The organism is Oceanimonas marisflavi (assembly GCF_003049725.1).
In the GTDB taxonomy this organism is placed as follows: domain Bacteria; phylum Pseudomonadota; class Gammaproteobacteria; order Enterobacterales; family Aeromonadaceae; genus Oceanimonas; species Oceanimonas marisflavi.
Window position 1 is genome coordinate 1 of sequence record NZ_QAGM01000052.1, and the last position, 1,569, is coordinate 1,569.

General features: G+C 55.0%; 1 protein-coding gene. It reads left to right on the forward strand.

The features are described 5' to 3' along the window. Positions 1–148 precede the first annotated feature (148 nt). Positions 149–1,558: an IS4 family transposase gene (locus DA373_RS15950; RefSeq protein ID WP_107853255.1), complete on the forward strand. Its 1,410-nt coding sequence runs from the start codon at positions 149–151 to the stop codon at positions 1,556–1,558. Positions 1,559–1,569: the final 11 nt, after the last annotated feature.

The window sequence follows — 1,569 nt, forward strand, 5'->3', positions numbered from 1 at the left end:
GCCTGTCTCTTGGTCACAAGTTTTTCTTGACATAACTTGCAAATAAAAGGTTGGCCGTAGTGCGCTACGGCCAACCTTTTCCACCTAACGTTCTTCTCAAATGCCCTATCACTATGATCTAATGGCATTTTGACTCAAAGAGCGTGTGATGTTTGAAGCCGATCCAACCCAGTGGGCAGAATTGATTTTTGGAAATGCCAAACTGGGTGACCCTCGTCGAACCAGAAGACTGACCAAGATGGCGGCAGACATGGCGACACGCTCTGACGGCTCTGTTGCCGAGGCAGCGGTCGATCCTGCCAGTATTGAAGGGGCGTACCGATTTTTTCGCAACGAGGTGATTTCACCGGACACCATTGCTGAAGCCGGGTTTGAACGCACCGTTGCCATTGCGTCAGAGCGCCCGCTGGTCCTGGCGTTACAGGACACCACCGGACTTAGCTACAAGCATTCGGTGCGTGAGGAGCTGGGCGAGGTCAACTCCGCCAGTAACAAGAAAGCCTCTGCCAAGGGCAGAACTCTCTATGCCCATTCCACGCTGATGCTGGATGCCGATAACGAGGGTGTGATTGGGCTGGCTAACCAGTATTACTGGCACCGTGAGCAGAAACAAACCGGAAAAAGCCATCAACTGCAGTGTCGCGAGCGGACCGAGAAAGAAAGCTATAAATGGCAACGTGGCATGGAAACACTGGCCGGCCGCGTGGATGAGATGAGCCATATCATCGATGTGTGTGACCGCGAGGCCGACATCTATGAATATCTCGCTTACCAGCAGCAGCACCAACATCGCTTTGTGGTGCGCGCCTCCGATAACCGCAATGTCCTCGACGACGAAACCTCATCAGGCAAACTGCATGATGTGCTGCAGGCACTGGCGCCCGTGGCGTGTTACCAGGTCTATGTGGCTCAGCGAGGGGGACGACCGGACCGAACCGCCAATGTTGCCTTGAGCTATACCCAGCTGACCATCAAAAAGCCACAACGCGCCAACGCCGAGAAAACCCTGACGTTGAACGTGGTGTACTGTCAGGAACTCGATCAGGACAGGAAAGACCCGCTGCAATGGATCCTGTACACCTCAGAGTCGTTGCCCAATGCCGCGGCCGCCCTGCGTATTGTCCGGTTTTATGAGCTGCGCTGGCGGATTGAGGAGTTCCATCGAGTGTGGAAATCCGAAGGCACCAAGGTGGAAGATGTGCGCATGCAGACCCGGGAAAATCTGCGCCGGGTAGCGGTAGTGAAGGCGTTCATCGCCGTTCGTTTGATGCAGTTAAAAGAGGTGGCACAGAACCGGGAAGACGCCAAAGAAGTCAGCTGTGAATGTCTGCTGACCCCGATCGCATGGCGGTTGCTCTGGCGCAAGACAGAGAAGAAGGCAGCCTTCCCGACGCAACCACCTTCACTTTACTGGGCCTATTATGCCCTGGCCCGGCTCGGCCGCTGGCATAACACCGCCAGGAATGGCCGGGTAGGAACGAAAGCACTGTGGAGTGGCTGGTTCACCCTGATGAATTACGTCGAGTCCTATGAGTTGTTCCATGGACTCGACTTGTGACTAAGAGACAG

Bases quoted from the DNA above. Each gene is read 5' to 3' on its own strand.
- DA373_RS15950 (WP_107853255.1), top strand. From the start codon at position 149: ATGTTTGAAGCCGATCCAACCCAGTGGGCAGAATTGATTTTTGGAAAT.